21 protein-coding genes are annotated in these 18784 nt (G+C 64.0%); 11 read left to right on the top strand and 10 right to left on the bottom strand.

Going from position 1 to position 18784, the window contains the following annotated elements:
* Positions 1–118: 118 nt before the first annotated feature.
* On the bottom strand, positions 119–328 hold the full coding sequence (locus Q0025_RS05745) for a cold-shock protein (protein WP_297296911.1): 210 nt from the start codon (positions 326–328) through the stop codon (positions 119–121).
* Positions 329–518: 190 nt separating this feature from the next.
* Positions 519–1829, bottom strand: a complete 1311-nt coding sequence (locus tag Q0025_RS05740) for an adenosylmethionine--8-amino-7-oxononanoate transaminase (protein ID WP_297296909.1) — start codon at positions 1827–1829, stop codon at positions 519–521.
* 61 nt (positions 1830–1890) lie between these two features.
* Between Q0025_RS05740 and Q0025_RS05735 the strand changes: the two genes are divergently transcribed.
* From Q0025_RS05735 to Q0025_RS05720, 4 genes are read left to right on the top strand one after another with little or no spacing between them, the layout of a single operon-like run.
* A complete protein-coding gene (locus Q0025_RS05735; protein WP_297296907.1) occupies positions 1891–3033 on the top strand; it encodes an aminotransferase class I/II-fold pyridoxal phosphate-dependent enzyme in 1143 nt (380 codons plus the stop codon).
* Positions 3034–3045: 12 nt separating this feature from the next.
* Positions 3046–3738, top strand: coding sequence for a dethiobiotin synthase (gene bioD, locus Q0025_RS05730; RefSeq protein ID WP_297296905.1), 693 nt, complete (start codon positions 3046–3048; stop codon positions 3736–3738).
* Positions 3739–3778: 40 nt separating this feature from the next.
* Positions 3779–5095 carry a chloride channel protein gene (locus tag Q0025_RS05725; protein WP_297296903.1) on the top strand — a complete coding sequence of 439 codons (1317 nt, stop codon included), beginning with the start codon at positions 3779–3781 and terminating at the stop codon, positions 5093–5095.
* A complete protein-coding gene (locus Q0025_RS05720) occupies positions 5092–6000 on the top strand; it encodes an MBL fold metallo-hydrolase (RefSeq protein WP_297296901.1) in 909 nt (302 codons plus the stop codon). Before Q0025_RS05725 ends, Q0025_RS05720 begins: the two co-directional genes overlap by 4 nt.
* Here Q0025_RS05720 and Q0025_RS05715 read toward each other — a convergent pair whose 3' ends face one another.
* A complete protein-coding gene (locus Q0025_RS05715; protein WP_297296899.1) occupies positions 6001–6774 on the bottom strand; it encodes a DUF1499 domain-containing protein in 774 nt (257 codons plus the stop codon).
* Between the two features lie 188 nt (positions 6775–6962).
* On the opposite strand from Q0025_RS05715, the gene Q0025_RS05710 reads away from it, so the two are divergent.
* Together Q0025_RS05710 and Q0025_RS05705 are read left to right on the top strand one after the other, a co-directional pair.
* Complete coding sequence (locus Q0025_RS05710) at positions 6963–7160, top strand: hypothetical protein (protein ID WP_297296897.1); 198 nt, start codon at positions 6963–6965, stop codon at positions 7158–7160.
* A gap of 108 nt (positions 7161–7268) precedes the next feature.
* Positions 7269–8186, top strand: a complete 918-nt coding sequence (locus Q0025_RS05705) for a metallophosphoesterase (RefSeq protein ID WP_297296895.1) — start codon at positions 7269–7271, stop codon at positions 8184–8186.
* A 100-nt stretch (positions 8187–8286) separates the two neighbouring features.
* On the opposite strand, the gene Q0025_RS05700 is transcribed toward Q0025_RS05705, so the two are convergent.
* Positions 8287–8916 (bottom strand): L,D-transpeptidase, encoded by a 630-nt coding sequence (locus Q0025_RS05700; protein ID WP_297296893.1) that lies wholly within the window; start codon positions 8914–8916, stop codon positions 8287–8289.
* A 229-nt stretch (positions 8917–9145) separates the two neighbouring features.
* Between Q0025_RS05700 and Q0025_RS05695 the strand changes: the two genes are divergently transcribed.
* Entirely contained in the window at positions 9146–10102 is a 957-nt protein-coding gene (locus tag Q0025_RS05695; RefSeq protein ID WP_297296918.1) for a histone deacetylase family protein, read from the top strand.
* Here the strand turns inward: Q0025_RS05695 and ribB are convergent.
* Positions 10075–11157: a 3,4-dihydroxy-2-butanone-4-phosphate synthase gene (gene ribB, locus Q0025_RS05690; protein WP_297296891.1), complete on the bottom strand. Its 1083-nt coding sequence runs from the start codon at positions 11155–11157 to the stop codon at positions 10075–10077. The two genes, Q0025_RS05695 and ribB, sit on opposite strands and share 28 nt — an antisense overlap.
* 60 nt (positions 11158–11217) lie before the next feature.
* Between ribB and Q0025_RS05685 the strand changes: the two genes are divergently transcribed.
* Positions 11218–11997: a phosphodiester glycosidase family protein gene (locus tag Q0025_RS05685; protein ID WP_297296889.1), complete on the top strand. Its 780-nt coding sequence runs from the start codon at positions 11218–11220 to the stop codon at positions 11995–11997.
* Between the two features lie 4 nt (positions 11998–12001).
* Here Q0025_RS05685 and aroC read toward each other — a convergent pair whose 3' ends face one another.
* From aroC to Q0025_RS05665, 4 genes are all read right to left on the bottom strand, one after another.
* Positions 12002–13087 carry a chorismate synthase gene (gene aroC, locus Q0025_RS05680; RefSeq protein WP_297296887.1) on the bottom strand — a complete coding sequence of 362 codons (1086 nt, stop codon included), beginning with the start codon at positions 13085–13087 and terminating at the stop codon, positions 12002–12004.
* A gap of 18 nt (positions 13088–13105) precedes the next feature.
* Entirely contained in the window at positions 13106–13954 is an 849-nt protein-coding gene (gene fabI / locus Q0025_RS05675) for an enoyl-ACP reductase FabI (protein ID WP_297296885.1), read from the bottom strand.
* Positions 13955–14176: 222 nt separating this feature from the next.
* On the bottom strand, positions 14177–15136 hold the full coding sequence (locus tag Q0025_RS05670; protein ID WP_297296883.1) for a DnaJ C-terminal domain-containing protein: 960 nt from the start codon (positions 15134–15136) through the stop codon (positions 14177–14179).
* Between the two features lie 110 nt (positions 15137–15246).
* Positions 15247–15687, bottom strand: a complete 441-nt coding sequence (locus Q0025_RS05665) for an RT0821/Lpp0805 family surface protein (RefSeq protein ID WP_297296881.1) — start codon at positions 15685–15687, stop codon at positions 15247–15249.
* An 80-nt stretch (positions 15688–15767) separates the two neighbouring features.
* Here Q0025_RS05665 and pdxH point away from each other — a divergent pair, with 80 nt between their 5' ends.
* From pdxH to Q0025_RS05650, 3 genes are read left to right on the top strand one after another with little or no spacing between them, the layout of a single operon-like run.
* A complete protein-coding gene (pdxH, locus tag Q0025_RS05660) occupies positions 15768–16367 on the top strand; it encodes a pyridoxamine 5'-phosphate oxidase (RefSeq protein WP_297296879.1) in 600 nt (199 codons plus the stop codon).
* The gene (locus tag Q0025_RS05655) at positions 16364–16807 is read left to right on the top strand and encodes an NUDIX domain-containing protein (protein ID WP_297296877.1); all 444 of its coding nucleotides are present in this window, start codon (positions 16364–16366) and stop codon (positions 16805–16807) included. The genes pdxH and Q0025_RS05655 overlap by 4 nt, the downstream gene beginning before the upstream one ends.
* Before the next feature lie 4 nt (positions 16808–16811).
* A complete protein-coding gene (locus tag Q0025_RS05650; protein ID WP_297296876.1) occupies positions 16812–17372 on the top strand; it encodes a TIGR02301 family protein in 561 nt (186 codons plus the stop codon).
* Between the two features lie 3 nt (positions 17373–17375).
* Here the strand turns inward: Q0025_RS05650 and Q0025_RS05645 are convergent, their stop codons facing one another.
* Positions 17376–18701 carry a dihydroorotase gene (locus Q0025_RS05645; RefSeq protein ID WP_297296874.1) on the bottom strand — a complete coding sequence of 442 codons (1326 nt, stop codon included), beginning with the start codon at positions 18699–18701 and terminating at the stop codon, positions 17376–17378.
* Positions 18702–18784 lie beyond the last annotated feature (83 nt).

Below are 18784 nucleotides of genomic sequence, written 5' to 3'. Positions count from 1 at the left end.
CCTCTCCATCGCATCGGATTTGCCCGAAAACCGCTTCGCACTTTTCGGTCCGATGCTTTGCCAAATAAAAAGCCGCCGTTCCGAAGAACGGCGGCTTTGCAGATTCAAATCTCTACGATCAGGCGGCTTGCAGATTGACCGCCGACGGCTTGCCCGAACGCCGGTCCGTCTCGACCTCGAAGCTCACCTTCTGGCCTTCGACAAGGCCGCGCAGGCCGGAGCGCTCGACGGCACTCACATGCACGAACACGTCCTTACCGCCGCTTTCCGGCTGGATGAAACCATAACCCTTTTGATCGTTGAAAAATTTAACTGTTCCTACTGGCATCGATCGCCCTTTCTGGCAGTGCGTAGCGGCTGCAACAGTGCGGCCGCTTGTTTCAGTCGAATTTGGTCTAGGCTGAAACGTGCGCCGGCAGTCCAGACGAAGCGATTCAGAAAGCAGTCCAAAAGCGAGACCCGATATATGTGGGCGAAAAGCCTATTTGGCAAGTGCCATTAAAAGCAAAGCTTGTCACTCAAACGACACCGTTTCGCACCACGTCGACGATCGCGTCCGTCAATTGACGCAGGTCGTCGCTGCCGATGGTCAAGGCCGGCGTCAGATAAATAATGTTGCCGAACGGCCGGATAAAAACGCCCCGTTCCACGAAGCGATGCTTGAGCGCTGCAAGGTCGCCGATCTTGGCAAATTCGACGACGCCGATGGCGCCGCGCACGCGCACGTCCGTGACATTGTGTGCGCCGCGGCAGGGTTCGAGCCCTTCCCGCAGCGACGCTTCGATCGCAGCGACTTGGTCTAACCGCGGTTCGCGCGCGAAAAGATCGAGCGAGGCATTCGCCGCGGCGCAGGCCAAAGCATTGGCCATATAGGTCGGCCCGTGCATCAAAGCGTGCGTTGGCTCATCCGACCAGAAGGCATCGAAGATTTTCCTTCGCGCCATCGTCGCGGCCAACGCCATGGTCCCCCCGGTCAAAGCCTTTGAGAGACAGATGATGTCCGGCACGACCCCCGCTTGCTCGCACGCGAACATCGTGCCCGTGCGGCCAAAGCCGGTGAAAATCTCATCGAAAATCAAGATGAGATCATATTTGTCGGCGAGCGCGCGCAGCCGTTTCAGCGCCTCCGGGTCGTGAAAGATCATGCCGCCCGCGCCTTGTACGAGCGGCTCGACGATGATCCCCGCGAGCTCGTCCGCGTGCCGTGCGAGAAGCGCATCGAGCACTGGCAGCTCCTCTTCGCTGCGCGGCAGATCGGCGATTCTGTGCTGCGGCAAGACGCCGGAGAAATGTTTGTGCATCCCCTCGGCGGGATCGCAGACCGCCATGGTCGCGAATGTATCGCCGTGATAGGCGCCACGAAAGGCGAGCATTTTGGTACGTCCGCGCACGCCCTTGTTGAGCCAATATTGCACGGCCATTTTCATCGCCACTTCGACCGCGACCGAGCCGCTGTCGGAGAAGAACACGCGCTCGAGATCGCCGGGCATCAATGCCGCAAGCCGCGTGGCGAGCCGCACCGCCGGTTCATGGATCAAGCCGCCGAACATGACATGCGGCATGCTTTCCAATTGCCGGGTGACGGCGTCGCGGATGTGGGGATGGTTATAGCCGTGGCAGGCGGTCCACCAGCTCGCAATTCCATCGATGAGCTCACGGCCGTCGGCCAGGGTAATTCGCGACCCTTGCGTCGCAACGACCGGCAGCGGCGGCGCGGCATGCTTCATCTGCGTATAGGGCAGCCAGATATGGTCGCGCCATGCCTCCTGCCAAGTCTCCTGCCAGGTTTCCTGCCAGGTTTCCTGCCAATCCCGATCTTCCACTACCATCGCGCCTTGTTGCCAGAGCCGTGCGCCACGGTTAAACCGCAACGGTGAGGAAGGAAAGCCCGTGACATCGCTCGATGCCTTTGCGGAACGCAAGCTGGCGCAACTGGCGGACGCCAATCTGCGGCGATCTCTCGCCACGACCGAGCGCCAGAGCGATGCCATCGTCATGCGTGATGGACGCCGCTTGGTCTCCTTCTCCTGCAACGATTATCTTGACCTGTCGCAGCATCAGAACGTGAAAGCCGCGGCCATCGCTGCGATCGAAACCTATGGCACGGGCGCCGGCGCCTCGCGGCTCGTCACCGGCAATCATCCATTGCTCGTCGCGCTCGAAGCACGCCTTGCCAGCTTGAAGCACACCGCGGCGGCGCGCGCTTTTGGATCCGGCTATCTGACCAACCTCGGTGTCATCCCGGCGCTCGCCGGCGAAGGCGATCTGATCCTCGTCGATGAACTGGCGCATGCCTGCATCTTCGGCGGCGCCCGGCTCTCTTCGGCGACGCTGCGCATCTTCCGCCATAATGATACCGGGCATGCGGATGCCATTCTCAAGGCCGAGCGTGGCCGCCATCGCCATGCGCTGCTTGTCACCGACACTGTATTTTCGATGGACGGCGACCGTGCGCCGGTCGCGGCGCTGGCTGAAATCTGCGCGGCGCACGACACTTGGCTCATGACCGACGATGCGCATGGTCTCGGCATCATCGACAAAGACGCCGACACAGACGATGCCGTTCTCTTGCACATGGGCACGCTATCGAAGGCTCTCGGCAGCTATGGCGGCTATCTTTGCGCATCGCGCAGCGTGATCGATCTATTGACGTCGCGGGCGCGCACCCTCGTCTATTCGACAGCCTTGCCGCCAGCGAGCACGGCGGCGGCCATCGCCGCGCTGGATATCATCGCCGCCGATCCCCTGCTTTGCGCGCGGCCGCTCGCCAAGGCACGCGCGTTTACGCGGCGCCTCGGCCTGCCCGCGGCGCAGAGCCCGATCGTGCCGCTCGTGCTCGGCTCCGCCGCGGCGACGCTTCAAGCCTCGAAAGCGTTGGCGGACGAAGGCTTTCTCGTCGTCGCCATCCGGCCGCCGACGGTGCCGGAAGGGTCCGCCCGACTGCGCTTTGCCTTCTCAGCCGTTCATCGCGATGAGGATGTCGCGCGTCTCGCCGATGCGGTCGCCCGGCTCGACATCCGTGCGCCGGCCTAGGGAGACGACGCTTTGCCGGCTCTCTTCATTACCGCGACAGGAACCGACAGCGGCAAGACATTCGTCTCCGCGGGCCTGCTCCGGGCGCTGCGAGGCCGCGGGCGGAGGGTCATGGCATTGAAGCCCGTCGTGACCGGCTTCGACGAAGCGAATTACGCCGCCAGCGATCCGGCGCTTCTGCTCGAAGCCTGCGGTCAAAAGTCCGATCTCGCTGCGATCGCCAAAATCTCGCCCTGGCGTTTTCCCGCGCCGCTCTCACCTGACATGGCCGCGCGGCTGCAAGGCAAAGCGATCGACATTGCTGCGCTGACACGTTTCTGCAGCACGGCGATCATCGAAGCGGACGATGCGCTGCTTATCGAGGGCATTGGCGGGCTGATGGTGCCGCTCGACGGCAAAACCACGATCTGCGATCTCATCGGCGCGCTCAATATTCCGATGGTTCTTGTTGCCGGGACTTATCTCGGCAGTCTGAGCCACACGCTTTCGGCGCTCGAAGTCGTGCAAAAGCGCGGTCTTGCGATCGCCGCGCTCGTCGTCGACGAGACCGAGGCTTCGCCGGTGCCGCTCGAAGCCGTCTGCGAAAGCCTCGGCCATTTCTGCAACAGCCCGATCATCGCCCTGCACCGCGGGGCCAGCGCGCATGGCGGTGCCTTCGAAAGGCTCGCGGAATTGTTACCGACACCGCCTGCTTCTATGGCATGAAGGGCGTAGTGATGACAAAAAGACCAAAGCAAAGCCGTTGATGATCGCCCGCCCTCAATCCACGAATTTCCGCAGCCTCACGCATAACGCCTTAGAACGCTGGGGCCGGCGAACGCTCTTTCTCATCGGCGGTCTGCTGGTCGGCGCCGCGGCGATCTTGATGGCGGCCCTGGCGGATTATGCGCAACGCGACTTTCATCATGTGCTTGCCGTCTCGCGCTACCTGTCGCTCGCGCTGACGCCGCTGGGATTCGGCGTCATCGTCTTCCTGACGCTGCATGTCTTCCCGAATTCGCAAGGCAGCGGCATTCCGCAGGTGATCGCCGCGCGCGAAATGCCGGACGGCCCGACCCGCACGGCGCTCGTGTCACTGCGCGTCGCGGCCGGCAAAATCATCGCCGTCACGCTCGGGCTTCTTTGCGGCGCCTCGATCGGCCGCGAAGGCCCGACGGTTCAAGTCGGCGCCGCGCTGATGTATGCGATCGGCCGCCGCGCGCTGGATTATCAGCGCGGCCTGCTGCTCGCCGGCGCCGCCGCCGGCATTGCCGCCGCTTTCAATACGCCGCTTGCCGGAATCGTTTTCGGCATCGAGGAATTGAGCCGGTCGTTCGAATCGCGCACCAGCGGCCTTGTCCTCGGCGCCATCATCGCCGCCGGCCTCACCTCGCTCGGGCTTGTCGGCGATTATGCCTATTTCGGTTCGACCAATGCGGTGCTTCCCCTCGGTCGCGCCTGGCTCGTGCTGCCGCTCTGCGCTGTGCTCGGCGGCTTTTTCGGCGGCCTGTTCAGCCGGATCGTCATCGGCTTTGCGCGCGGCCTGCCGGGCAAGGCGGGGCAGATCATCGCGAAACACCCGATCGCTTTCGCAATGCTGTGCGGCCTGGGCGTCGCGCTGAGCGGCCTCGTCTCGCAGGATTCGATCTACGGCACCGGCTATGATCAAGCGCGCGCCATCGTCCATGGCGCCGTGCCATCCTGCGCCATCTTCGGGCCGATGAAATTTTTTGCGACCCTGTTTTCCTCGATCGGCGGCATTCCAGGCGGCCTGTTTGCACCTTCGCTTGCAGTCGGCGCCGGATTGGCGGCCAATCTGCACGCGGCGTTTCAGGACGTGCCCCTCGGCGCGCTGGCGCTGCTCGGCATGGTTTCCTATCTCACGGGCGTGGTTCAGACACCGATCACCTCTTTTGTCATCGTTTCCGAAATGACCGAAAATCACGCGATGATCATTCCGCTGATGCTGGCGGCGCTGATCGCCGACGCAGTCTCCAAATGGGTCTGCCATGACAGCATCTATCATGCGTTGGCGCATGTCTTTCTGGACAAAGCCGCCAAACCCACGCCTTCGCCCGAATGAGCGACACGGATCCGGACATTCACTTCGACCTGCGCCCGCCCGGCGCACCGGATCGGCTCGTTCGGCTGTCGCCGCTGATCCGGCGGATCGTTGCCGACAATCCGAGCCCGATGACCTTCACCGGCACCTGCACTTATGTCGTCGGCGCCGGCGATGTGACGGTGATCGATCCCGGTCCCGATTCCCCGGCCCATGTCGCGGCCTTGCTCAAGGCGCTCGGCAAGGAGCGCGTCCGCCATATCCTCGTCAGCCATACGCATGGCGACCATTCGGCGGGCGCCACGGCGCTGAAGGCTGCGACCGGCGCGCCGATCATCGGCTGCGCGCCTTATATGGCGGCGTCCGACGGCGGCGAAGCCGCGCTCGACACGGCACATGACCGGGCCTACCAGCCGGATGCCGTCCTCGCCGAAGGCGATGAAATTGCCGGCCCCGGCTACGTCCTCGAAGCGGTTGCCACGCCAGGCCATACAGCCAATCATCTGGCCTTTGCATTGCCGCAGGAACGCGCACTCTTCTCCGGCGATCATGTGATGGCTTGGGCGACCTCGGTCGTCATCCCCCCCGACGGCCGGATGCGCGATTATATGGCTTCGCTCGAAAAACTATTGGCGCGCGAGGATACCCACTATTGGCCGGGCCACGGCGGCGGTTTGACCGCGCCGCAGCGCATGGTGCGGGCTCTGCTCCACCATCGCCGCTTGCGCGAGGCGGCAATCCTTGCCGCGCTCGACAAAGGTCCGGCGCAAATTCCCGCGCTTGTCGCGGCGATCTACCACGGTCTCGACGAGCGTCTTAAAGGCGCCGCGGCGCTGTCCGTCCTCGCTCATTTGCAGGATCTGGTCGAGCGCGGACATGTGAGCGGCGAAGGCGACGATCGCGCAGGCGTCTATCGCCGCCTCTGATCACTTCGCCTCGGCTTCGGTCTTCAATTCGTCGGCGAAGGATTCGATCCGCGCGGCATTGCCGCCGAAATCGTGCCGGCCGATCCGCGAGGCCGAGCGGACATCGACGCGCGTCTCGCCCGCCAAAGGCCAGATGCGAATCGTCACATCGTCGGCAAAACCGAGGATCATGCCATGGGCGATCGCATCGACATGGCCAATGCCCAGCCGACCGCCCGGCGGGATCGCATCGATGATCTTCCAATGCTTGGCTGCGGCCGTGCTCAGCACGGCCTGATAGGCGTCGTCGGCTTCGAGATCGAGATAGATCGGCTGTACATCCGGATAGGCATCGTTCTGCGCCTGGCGTGCGGCGGCGGGGAGCGCCGGCGGCAGCCAGCCGTGCCGAGCCGCCAGTGCCTTGCGCGACAAGGAAAAGGCGGGCGGATTGTCTATATCGGTCGAAATGTCGTTCAGCACCGGCAGCCGCACCGCCTGCACGCCGAGATAAGCGGGATAGGCAAGCAACAGCACCGCCAAAACCGCGCCGCCGAGCAGCAGGCCGACACCCTTGCGGCCGGTCTGCCAGATTTCGACGCCGGCGGCGCCGGCGCAGAGGATCGCAAGGCAAGCCAAGATGATCGCCGAGCCGATGACCGCGAGGACGGCGGTCGGATCGAGACCGAGGCGCGCCAGCACGAGCCCGGTCGCAACCACTGCGGCGGCGAAGACGGCGAGCCGCCGCGCCCAAATGGCGCTCTCCGAGAAAGGCTCCTCGATGATCAAATGCCGCATGCGCAAACCCGCTGGCCAAATGAAAATCTACGGGTGTCGGGCGCCGGACACAACCGGCGCGCAATCGTCGATCGCGACAAAATTCGCTCGGCTTTAACTTAAATTCTCAAGGTTCTGTTTACCGCGCCGCCGGAAGCTCCCCCGACGCACACGCCGGTGGCCATGCCGAAGCCTGCAAGGACAGACCCATGAAGGATCAAAATCAGACTTTCCGCTCCGCTCAAACGCCGGGGGATGCCCGCGATATTCTCGAGCGGCTTTATCGCGAAATCGGCATTTCCGCCGTCGCTGCTGCCCTTCAAGCCACCCAATCGAAGCCGAGGGAGACGGACACCGAAGACGCCAAACTGCGCGCCCAGCGCCGCTTCAGCGGCTACGCGGCTTAGCGTGCTGGCCCCATTTCGGCCCGCAAATATTTTTAAGAGAACCATCGTATCTGTCCGTGTCGCGCCTTATCTCGGCGATCGACCGCCCCGCATCGATTGGTTCTCACGATGACCCTGCTGACTCGCCGGCATATTCTGCAAGGTGCCGGCGTCCTCACATTGGCAGGGGCCGGGTTCGGCACCTATGCCTGCGCAGTCGAGCCGGGCTTTCGCCTTGATGTCACGACCTACAGCCTGACACCGCCGCATTGGACGCCTGGGCTTCAGGTCAAAGCCGCCCTTGTCGCTGACATCCATGCCTGCGAACCGCTGATGTCCGCGGCGCGGATCCGCCGCATTGCCGAGATCACCAATTCGCTCGATCCGGATATCATTTTTCTGCTCGGCGATTTCAACGCCGGGCATCGCTTCGTGACCGGGCCGGTCTACCCCGCACAATGGGCGGAAGCCTTGTCGGTACTGCGCGCGCCGCTCGGCATTTACGCCATCCTCGGCAATCACGATTGGTGGCACGGCGCCTTGCCGCGCATGCGCAGCGATGACGGCGAAAGCGTCCGCCGCGCCTTGCGCCATGCGGATTTCAAAGTGTTGGAGAACGAAGCCGTCTCTGTGGTGAAAGGCAACCAATCCTTCTGGGTCGCGGGCCTTGGCGATCAATTGGCCTATCCAGCCGGTTCGCGCCGGTTCGAAGGCTTCGATGATCTCGACGGAACCTTGGCGCAGGCCAGCGACGGCGCGCCCATCCTTCTCCTCGCGCATGAGCCCTTCGTCTTCCATCGCGTGCCTGATCGCGTCTCGCTCACGCTCTGCGGCCATACGCATGGCGGACAGATCAATTTGCCGATCGTCACGGAGCTCTTCACCGAGCAGGAATTCGGCATGACCCAGGTCTACGGCCATATCGTCCAACGCCGCCGCCACATGATCATTTCGGCAGGCCTCGGAACCTCGATCGCGCCGGTCCGGCTCTTCCGGCCGCCGGAAATCGTGCTGCTGACCATCGGCAGCGAAACCGCGGTCGCCTAAGGCGTGCTCGCACGGACCAAGCCGACAACCGCTTCGTGCCCAAAACAAAACGCCCGCGTCAAAGACGCGGGCGTCGAAGTTTCCGATGAATGATGATCTGTTATTCGACGATCACCTTGGTGCCAATCTTGACGCGGTTATAAAGATCGATCGCATCGATATTCGACATCCGGATGCAGCCCGAGGACACCGCCTGGCCGATCTGCTCCGGCTCGTTGGTGCCGTGAATGCGATAAAGCGTATCCTTATTACCCTGGAACAGATACATCGCACGGGCGCCGAGCGGATTTTCCGGACCGCCCGGGAGGCCGCCGGCATCGGCCGTCGGCTGCAGATGCGGCCAACGCTTCAGCATGTCGGACGGCGGCATCCAATGCGGCCATTCTTCCTTGCGGCCGATCGTGGCCGTACCGGTCCAGCCCGCGGCTTCAGAGCCCGCCGCGATGCCATAGCGCATCGCCATGCCGTGCGGCAGCACGTAATAGAGGTACATGTGCTTGGTGTCGACGACCACGGTCCCCGGCGGTTGACCGGTCGGATCTTCGACCCGGTAGCGTTGGAATTGCGATGGAATATCGGCCTTGGGCGCGAGCGCGAGAAATTCCTGGTCGCGGCCCGACAGGCTCGGGTCCGGCGTCTGCAGCCCGTCCGCCTCGCAACCCGCCAGCATCAATGCAATAAATGGCACTGCCCAAGAAATCTTGGCCAAGGTGATCTTGTGAAATTTCATCTCAATGTCCCCGCCTCTATGAAGGAAATAACGCATCGGTCGTCGCCTCGCCACTGCTACAAGCGCAGGCGGCCTTGGGCGAGGCGAGATGACGAAAACCTGTGGCGCAAAAGAAACATTTGTCCCCCCTTCGGCGGCCATAGAATCGGCACCGCGGGGCGCTTTGAAGGGCTCGCCGTGCGGCAATGCTAAGTTTTAGGCGAATCACTTTCGATTACAGCGGGTGCCCGTGACGACCCTGCTCTTCAGCCATCCGGCCAGTCTCGGTCACGATACCGGGCCGAACCATCCGGAATCGCAAGCGCGTTTCGGTGCCATCACGCAGGCGCTCGCGGCCGATACATTTCGTGATCTGAACCGTTTGGAATCGCCTGCCGCCGAGCTTGCGCCGATCTTGCGCGTGCATCCGCCGGGCTATGCCGCGGCCATCGAGGCCGCGATGCCCGCCAAAGGCATCGCCTATCTCGACGACGACACGCCCGTCAGCCCTGGCTCCTGGGATGCCGTCCTGCATACGGTCGGCGGCGCCGTCGCGGCGACCGATGCCGTCATGCGCGGCGAGGCCGACAGTGCCTTCGTCATCACCCGGCCGCCCGGTCATCACGCCAGCCAGACGACACCCATGGGCTTCTGTCTCTTCAACAATGCCGCCATTGCCGCCCGCCACGCACGCGCCGCGCATGGCGCCGAACGCATCGCCATCGTCGATTTCGACGTCCATCACGGCAACGGCACGCAAGCGATCTTCTGGGCGGACGCGAGCGTGCTCTATTGCTCGACGCATCAGATGCCGTTGTTCCCGGGCACTGGCGCCGCCTCGGAGACCGGCGCCTTCGGAACGATCGTCAACGCCCCGCTGCCGCCCGGCGCCGACGGCATTGCCTTTCATGATGCCATCGAATCCGTGGTTCTGCCGCAACTCGTCCGCTTCGCGCCCGATGCCGTCATCATTTCTGCCGGCTTCGACGCGCATTGGCGCGACCCGCTCGCCAATCTCAATCTGACCGAGGCCGATTTCGCTTGGGTGACGGCGCAGATCATGGACGTCGCCGAGCATTGCTGCGACGGCCGCGTCATCTCGCTGCTGGAAGGCGGCTATGATCTCGCGGCGCTCGGCCGTTCCGCCGCCGCGCATGTCGCGGCGCTGATGGGCACAAGCTATTTTTCGCCTTCGACGGATTCGTAGGCAACGATCTCAATGCCGAAGCCCGAGAGGCCGACATAGTTCAGCGGCGACGATGTCCGCAGCCGAATCGAGGAAATGCCGAGATCGCGCAGGATCTGTGCGCCGACGCCGATTTCGCGCCACTCCTTGGTCCGCTGCGCCTCGGAGGCGGTTTCCTTCAGTTCCGAGAGAACCGGTACGCCCGCCGTGCCGTCGCGCAGCAGGACGAGGACGCCGCGGCCTTCCTGCCGGAATCGCTCCAGCGTCTTCGGAATGAGAGTGCTGCCGGTGATGACATCGGCGATGAGGTCGACGCGATGCAGACGCGCCGGCATGCCGCGTCCATCGCCGATGTCGCCTTGCACGAAGGCGAAATGATGCACCGGCTCATACGGCGTCGCATAGGCATAGCCGGTCAGCCGTCCGCTCGGCGCTTCGACCGGGAAAACCTTCACCCGCTCGACCAGCTTCTCGCGCTCCTGCCGGTAGGCGATGAGCTGGGCGACGGAGAGCCGTTTCAATTTATAAGTATCGGCAAAGGCCTGGATTTGCGGACCGGCCATGACGCTGCCGTCGTCATTGGCGAGCTCGCAGATAACGCCGACCGGCGGCAGGCCGGCGAGGCGGCAGAGATCGACCGCCGCCTCCGTATGGCCGGTCCGCATCAAGACCCCGCCTTCCCGGGCGATGAGCGGGAACACATGCCCCGGCCGGACGAAATCCGCCGCGCCCATATTGCCGTTGGCCAGCGCCCGAACGGTGTTGGTGCGCTGCTCGGCGGAAATGCCGGTCGTCAGCCCATGCCGCACGTCGACAGACACGGTGAAAGCGGTGCCGAGCGGCGCATCGTTCGTTGCAACCATCGGCTGAAGATTGAGCCGGCGCGCCTCCGCCGCCGTGAGCGGCGCGCAAACGATGCCGCTCGTATGGCGGATGATAAAGCCCATCTTTTCCGGCGTGCAAAGCGAGGCCGCACAGATCAGATCGCCTTCGTTCTCGCGGTCGTCGTCATCGGTGACGATCACGATCTCGCCGCGTGCAATCGCCTCGATCGCCTCGGTCACGGTATGACGCATGCTGAAAACCCCACGAATCCTGTTAAAATGGCTAGATAAGCAACATCGCCCGTTCGAACAATGCTGCGCAAACCCGGCCTTCCGACGCTCCTGCGCATCGCGCTTGGACTCCTCGGCGTTTTCGTCTCCCTGCCCGCCGCGCGGCCGGCGGAGAGCGCCCCTTGCAGCGACATCAGCGAGGCCGGCCAGCGTTATACGATCTGCGTCTTCGACGCCCGCACGAGCCGGCTGCGGCTGTTTCTCGCCGGCACCGACGGCAAGCCCTACAGCAGTTTCGCGGCCGTCGCTGCGGCGCTGAAGGATCGGGGTGATTCGCTCGCCTTCGCGATGAACGCCGGCATGTTCGGAACCGATTTCCGCCCCGTTGGGCTTTATGTTGAGAACGGCCGCCGCCTCGTGCCGGCGAATACGCGCTCCGGCTCCGGCAATTTCCATATGAAGCCCAACGGGATCTTCTATTTCGGCGGCAGCAGCGCCGGCATCATGGAGACGAGCCGCTTTCTCAAGGCGCGGCTGCATCCCGAATATGCGACCCAATCGGGGCCCATGTTGGTCATCGACGGCGCCCTGCATCCGAAGATAGAGGCCACCGGCACATCGGAGAAAATCCGCAACGGCGTCGGGGTGCGGGATGGCCATGTCGTCGTCTTCGCGATTTCCGATGAACCGGTCACCTTCTATCGCTTTGCGACGCTGTTCCGCGACCGGCTGCATTGCCCCAACGCACTCTTCCTCGACGGCTCGGTGTCAAGCCTCTACGCGCCGGAGGCTGGCCGCGATGACACCCTGCTGCCGCTTGGGCCCATTGTCGGCGTGGTCGGCAAGGGCGGCGTGCGCTAACCCTTCAGCCTATTTGGGCGCGATGGCGCAGGAACTGGTCGGCCAGCACGCAGGCGACCATCGCCTCGCCGACCGGCACGGCGCGGATGCCGACGCAGGGGTCGTGGCGCCCCTTGGTGACGATTTCGGTCTCCGCGCCCAGACGGTCGATCGTCTTGCGCGGCGCCAGAATCGACGAGGTCGGCTTGACCGCGAAGCGCGCCACGATCGCCTGTCCGGTCGAAATGCCGCCCAAAATGCCGCCGGCATGATTGCTCGAAAAAACCGGCTGGCCGTCGTTGCCGATCCGCATCTCGTCGGCATTGTCTTCGCCGCTGAGGGCCGCCGTTGCGAAGCCGTCGCCGATCTCGACGCCTTTCACCGCATTGATCGACATCAGCGCCGCGGCGAGTTCGGCATCGAGCTTGCCATAGATCGGCGCGCCCCAGCCGGCTGGCACATTCTCCGCGACGATCTCGATCACGGCGCCAATGGACGACCCCGCCTTGCGGATCGCATCGAGCTTCGCTTCGAACTCGCGCGCCTTACCGGCGTCCGGCGAGAAGAAGGCGTTGCGCCGCGTCTCGGCCCAATCCCATTTGGCGCGATCGATCCAATCCGCGCCCATCGCGACGAGCGCACCGCGGATCGTGACATCGCCGATCACCTTGCGGGCGATGGCGCCGGCAGCGACGCGCATCGCCGTTTCGCGCGCCGAGGCGCGCCCGCCGCCGCGGTAATCACGGATGCCGTATTTGGCATCATAGGTGAAGTCGGCGTGGCCAGGGCGGAATTTGTCCTTGATCGCGTCGTAATCTTTCGAGCGCTGATCCTCGTTTTCGATCAAAAGGCCGATCGGCGTGCCGGTCGTCACCTGCTGCCCGGCAGGGCCTTCGAAGACGCCGGAGAGGATTTTGACCGTGTCGCTCTCCTGGCGCTGCGTCGTGAAACGCGACGTCCCCGGCCGGCGCTCGTCGAGATAGCGCTGAATATCCGCTTCGCTCAGCGGGATGCCGGGCGGGCAGCCATCGACGACGCAGCCGATCGCCGGCCCGTGGCTCTCGCCGAAGGTCGTAACCCGGAATAAATGGCCGAAGGTGTTATGGGACATGGCGGGAGAGCGTTTGCGCTACTCCTTGATGAGCGCCGACATGTCGGGCGCGGCCGGGTTCTTCATGCCGACGATATGATAGCCGGCGTCGACATGCATGACTTCGCCGGTGATCCCGCGCGCCAGCGGCGAAAGCAGAAAGGCGGCGCTTTCGCCGACTTCCTCGATCGTCACCGAGCGGCGCAGCGGCGCGTTATATTCGTTCCACTTCAGGATATAGCGGAAGTCGCCGATGCCCGAGGCCGCGAGCGTCTTGATCGGGCCGGCCGAGATCGCGTTGACGCGGATGTTCTTCTGGCCGAGATCGGCCGCGAGATAGCGCACCGAGGCTTCGAGCGCCGCCTTGGCGACGCCCATGACATTATAGTGCGGCATCCATTTCTCGGCGCCGTAATAGGTGAGCGTGAGGAGCGAGCCGCCGTCGGTCATCAGCTTCTCAGCGCGCTGCGCGATCGCGGTGAAGGAATAGCAGGAGACGAGCAGCGTATTGGCGAAATTGTCGGCGGTCGTCTCGACATAGCGGCCAGTGAGCTGGTCCTTGTCGGAGAAGGCGATGCAATGGACGACGAAGTCGAGGCTGCCCCAGAGCCGCTCGACCTCGGCGAAGACCGCATCGATCGTCGCCTCTTCGGTGACGTCGCAATGGCCGACGACAGCGGCCTGCAGCTCCTCGGCCAGGGGGCGAACCCGCTTTTCGAGCGATTCGCCCTGGTAGGTGAAAGCAAGCTCGGCGCCGGCCGCGCGCGCCGCCTTGGCAATGCCCCAGGCGATCGAGCGATTGTTCGCCGCACCCAGGACGAGGCCGCGTTTGCCGGCCAAAATTCCAGGGGCGATTGTTTCTGCGGATAGGCGCTCCGGCTGCGTCATTCTGGGTCCTGGGCAATGGTGGGGGCCCCGGCCGGCAAAGCCGGCCTCGGGCAGAAGCCTTTAACCCGGTTTACGACGATTGGCCAAGCCCATGTCGCGCGCAGCGGCGCTGCGAACGCACGCATTTTGCGAGGAACGAGCGCGGTTGGCGCCCGATTGGCGCGAATCAATCACAATGCTTTCGGATTGTTGCAGGTGACGGCTGCAATCGTGATGGGCAGCTCAGGCCAGATCGTGGCGCGGATCGTAGGGCCGCTGCTTCTGCCATTTCTCGGCGAGCGCCGTCAGATCGGGGTCGGTCCCGTCAGGCAGGACGATCCGCAGCGTGACGAGCAGGTCGCCGGGGGTCCCGCTCGGGTTCGGCAGGCCCTTGCCGCGCAGCCGTAGCGTGCGGCCGCCGTTCGAGCCGGCAGGCACCGTCAGTTCCACCTTGCCGTCGAGCGTCGGCACGTTCACCTTCGCGCCCAACACAGCTTCATAAAGCGTCAGCGGAAGATCGAGCCGCAAGTCCCTGTTATCGACTCGAAAATAGGGATGCTTGGCGATCTTGACCGTCACCAGAGCGTCGCCGGTCTCGCCGCCATAGGCACTGGGATGGCCCTGCCCTTTCAGCCGGATCGCCTGGCCGTCCTCGATCCCAGCCGGAATCGAAACTTCGAGCGTGCGTCCGGTCGGCAAGGTCACGCGGCTCTTGCCGCCATGCACCGCTTCGCGCAGGCTCACGCTGATCTCGGCGCTGACATCCTCGCCGCGCGGCAGGCTCGTGCGGCTCTGCTGGCCGCCGCCCCCGCGCCGCGCCGCGCCGAAGAGCTCGCTGAAAAGGTCGCTCGCGTCGAAACCGGCCGCACCGCCGCCTGGCGCCGAGCGAAACTCGAAATGCTCAAAACCACCGCCCGGCGAGCGCCGCGTAAACCCACCGGGGCCAGCGCCGGCGCCAAAGCCTTCGAAGCCTTGGAAGCGCGGCTTGCCTTCGGCATCGATCTCGCCACGATCGTACTGGCCGCGCTTCGCCTCGTCGCCAAGAATTTCATAGGCGGCACTGACTTCGGCGAATTTGTCCTTCGCCTTGGGGTCCTTGCTCTGATCGGGATGATATTTCTTGGCAAGCTTGCGATAGGCCTTCTTGATCTCGGCCAGATCAGCCGTCTTCGCTATGCCCAGAATTGTATAAGGATCGCGCATCTTCGAGCCCGTTGGCGCGGCCGCCCTTTATGGCGCGGACGCAATGTCTCGACGCCAACTTGGGGGTTTCATGCGTCTGACGCAAGTCTGCCGTAAATGCCGCAGCGAGCTCAGCCTTTGGCGGCCGGCCGCACATCGGTGACTTGCCAATCGCCTGTCCGGTTGGAGCAAGCGGTGCCTTGCAACGAGTCGTCGATATCGTTGCGGTCGACCGCGGCGGAAAAGGCGCGGCAGGTTCCCGATGCCGTCGCATAGGCCGCGCCGACCGGCGAGAACGAGCCTTTCGTGCCGGAATCGGGATTGGTCCAGGCAACGGGAGCATTTCCAGCGCCAAGCGCCGCGATCAGCGCCGCCTTGGCCCGACGCCAATCTTCGCCGACAAGGCCGTCAAGCTGCGGTTTCTGGATCGAACCGGTCGTATCATCGTCGCCGAGCAGCGAGCCCATCGGCATCGACACGGAGCAGCCGCTCAAAAGCGTGCCGGCAAACAGGACGACCAAAGGCCATGCCGAAGCCCTCGTCAGAGCCTTCCTCTTTCCCTTATAACCCATGCGGCGAGACCCCCATCTCGGCAGGTAGGCTTAACCTCATCACCGACGGTGGCAGAAGTCTAGAGTGGAATGAATTAACCGTGCGTGACTTTACCGAAGCTGACGACCCTTTCGCCCTTTTTGCCGATTGGCTTGCCGCCGCCGAGAAGACCGAGCCGAACGATCCCAATGCGATGGCGTTGGCGACCGTCGATGCCGATGACCTGCCCGATGTCCGCATGGTCCTGCTCAAGTCGTTCGATGGCAATGGCTTTGTTTTCTATAGCAATTCGGAAAGCGCGAAGGGGCGTGAACTGGCCCACACGATGAAAGCGGCCGGTCTGTTTCATTGGAAATCGCTGCGCCGGCAAGTGAGGCTACGCGGTCCGGTGGAAAAAGTCAGCGACGCCGAAGCCGACGCTTATTTTTCCACCCGTCCGTTGCAAAGCCGCATCGGCGCTTGGGCCAGCCAGCAATCGCGCCCGCTCGAGAGCCGGTTTGCGCTGGAAACGGCCGTCGCCAAATATGCCGCCAAATTCGCGCTCGGCTCGGTGCCGCGGCCATCCTATTGGATCGGCTATCGAATCCGCCCGGTGGCGATTGAATTCTGGTCGGACGGCGCGTTCCGGCTGCATGACCGCATCCTGTTCAGCCGCTCTGTCCCCGAGGGCTCCTGGCAGAAGCAGCGGCTCTCGCCGTGACCCTCGCGGCGCCGCGGCCGCATGTCGGCGTGAGCATATCGGTGTTCCGCAATGGCCGCGTCCTGCTCGCGACGCGGACCAAGCCGCCCTATTCCGGCCTTTTCACCTTGCCCGGCGGCCATATCGAAGCGGGCGAGAAAGCCGCCGATGCGGCGCTGCGCGAGCTTGAAGAGGAAACCGGCGTTAAGGCCGCGCTGATCGGCTTCAACCAATATGTCGAGATCATCGCGCCGCCGGATGCGGCCGGTATCCGGCGGCATTTCGTGATCCTCTCCTTCGTCGGCGGCTGGCTTTCGGGCGAGGGCACGCCCGGCCCTGAAGCCGGCGAAATTTTGTGGACTTATCCGCAAGACATCGCCCTACTTAAGACATCGCCGCAGCTCATCGAGGTGGTGGCGAATGCGTGGAAGGTTTTGCTGCGGCAAACATCGCCGGACTGAACGCGTGCAGAAAAGTCGGCCTCTGATCCTTGTCATGCTCTGCCTTGCCGGCCCGCCGGCGGCGCAAGCGCAGGGATTCTTCAATTTCAATTTCTTCGGGCCGCCACCGCAATACCGGCCGCAAGAGTTCGAGCCGGCGCCGCGCCGGGTGCATCCGCACCCTCACCCGCATCCCCACATGACGGCGCTGCCCAAGCCCGCCGTCGCCAATGCCAAGCCCGGCGCGCCGGCGACACCGGCACCGCTGCCGGACGAACCGCCGCCGCCCTATGAGCCGCAGCTTCTGCGCCTCTCCGAATTGCTCGGTGCCCTGACCTATTTGCAGGATCTCTGCGGCGGCCAGAGCGGGCAGGTCTGGCGGCAGAAAATGACGTCGCTCATGAATGCGGAGACGCAAAATCCATCGCGGCGCTCGCGCCTCGCCGGCGCCTATAACCGCGGCTTCAATGGCTATGAGCTGAGCTACCGGCAATGCACGCCGAATGCGCAGGCAGTGATCACCCGTTTCCTTGACGAATCCGGCCGGATCGCCCGCGACGTCACGCACCGTTACGGGACGTCTTAGGTGTCACAGGCCGCCGACGAATCGCACCGCTTCGCCCTGCCCCGGTGTCACAATCTCGCCCTGCCACATCACCCGCCGACCGCGGATAATCGTGCCGACCGGCCAGCCCACGACGCTTACGCCGTCATAAGGCGTCCAGCCGCTGCGCGAAGCGCTCCAGGCGTCAGAGATCGTCTCGCGCCGTTTCAGATCGACGAGGGTGAAATCGGCATCGTAGCCGACGGCGACACGGCCCTTGCCGGCGATGCCGAAGAGCCGCGCCGGGCCCGCGCTCGTCATATCGACGAAACGTTCGAGGCTCAGCCGCCCGGCATTCACATGATCGAGCATGACGGGCACCAAAGTCTGCACGCCGGTCATGCCCGAAGGGCTTTGCGGATAAGGCTTGGCCTTCTCCTCCAGCGTATGCGGCGCGTGGTCCGAGCCAAGAATATCGGCAATGCCTTGGCTGAGCCCCCACCAGAGACGCTCGCGATGCCGCGGCGCACGAATCGGCGGATTCATCTGCAGTCGCGTGCCGAGCCTAGCATAATCGTCGGCGCTGAAACTCAGATGCTGCGGCGTCACTTCGACACTGGCGACATCCTTATGCTCCGCCAGAAAATCGATTTCCTCCGCCGTCGAGACATGCAGCACATGGATCGCCGCATGCTGTTCGCGGGCAATGCGCACGAGCCTGCGCGTCGAACGCAATGCCGCTTCTTCGTCGCGCCAGACGGGATGCGACGCCGCATCGCCGGCGACGCGCAAAGGCTTACGCTCCTCGAGGCGATATTCGTCCTCGGAATGAAAAGCCGCGCGCCGCCGCGTTTGGCCAAGAATCGCGGCAACGCCTTGATCGTCGGCAACAAGCAGCGAGCCGGTCGACGAGCCCATGAAGACTTTGATGCCCGCGGCGCCCGGCAATCGCTCTAGCTCGGGAATGTCGTTGACATTCTCATGCGTGCCGCCGACCCAAAAGGCGAAATCGCAATGCATCCGGTGATGCGCGCGGCGCAGCTTGTCGGCGAGTTCGGCAGCGCCGGTCGTCAACGGATTGGTATTGGGCATTTCGAAGACCGCCGTGACGCCGCCCAGGACCGCGCCGCGCGAACCCGTCTCCAGATCTTCCTTATGCGTCGCGCCCGGCTCGCGGAAATGCACCTGCGTATCGATGACGCCCGGCAGGATATGCAATCCCTTCGCGTCGAGGGTCTCGCCGGCCGACGCGCGCGACAAGTCGCCGATCGCGGCGATCCGGCCGCCGCGGACGCCGATGTCGCGCGGGCCAATGCCGTCCTGATTGACCAGAACGCCGCCCTTGAGAATGAGATCAAAAGTCTCCGACATGATCCTCGCTCGCCTGCGGCGGAAAAAGCTTGCCTTGCGGCCCCGTGCGGGCCGATTAAATACGAATGGACTGCAACGCAAGC

This window comes from uncultured Methylovirgula sp. (assembly GCF_947646745.1).
Lineage (GTDB): Bacteria > Pseudomonadota > Alphaproteobacteria > Rhizobiales > Beijerinckiaceae > Methylovirgula.
Note: the sequence above shows the minus strand (reverse complement) of the source record. Positions and strands in the feature narration are given on the sequence as shown.